Source organism: Pseudomonas sp. EA_65y_Pfl1_P113 (assembly GCF_963970525.1).
Classification (GTDB): Bacteria; Pseudomonadota; Gammaproteobacteria; order Pseudomonadales; family Pseudomonadaceae; genus Aquipseudomonas; species Aquipseudomonas tritici.
The window spans coordinates 1-469 of record NZ_CAXAQM010000496.1; the positions used below are offsets into that span (position 1 = coordinate 1).

The following is a 469-nucleotide window of genomic DNA, read 5'->3' on the forward strand; positions in this document are numbered from 1 at the left end:
AAGGCAGCGACTTCCGCCAGTTCCTCGGGCTGCGCGCCGCGTCGCAGCGGGTTCAGCCGACCGAGCCGATCCATCTTCCCCGCGTCGCGCGCATAATCGAAGGTGGGCCTGGTCATGCCCGTCTCGGTCAAGCCGGGGCAGATCGCGTTGACGCGGACATTCGATCCCGAAAGCTGCTGTGCCGACACCATCGCCAGGTTGATAACGCCAGCCTTGGATGCGGAATAAGCGGGCGACCCCGCGCCCGAGCGGATGCCCGCGACGCTCGCGGTCAGCACGATCGCGCCACCGCCACGCTCGGCGATCTTGGGGGCGGCGTGCTTTATCGCCAGGAACGGCCCGATCAGATTGACGCGCAGCACCTCCTGCCATTGTTCCACGGTCTGCTCGCCGAGCGGGACGAGGCCGCCGGACACGCCGGCATTGGCCCAGATCACGTCGAGCCGGCCGTGCGTTTTCACCGCCTTGT

The 469-nt window shown here is 67.8% G+C and carries 1 protein-coding gene; it reads right to left on the bottom strand.

The window, feature by feature from the left end:
• Positions 1-469: SDR family oxidoreductase (locus AACY52_RS30750; protein ID WP_339561454.1), on the bottom strand; the 469-nt coding region annotated here is incomplete at both ends.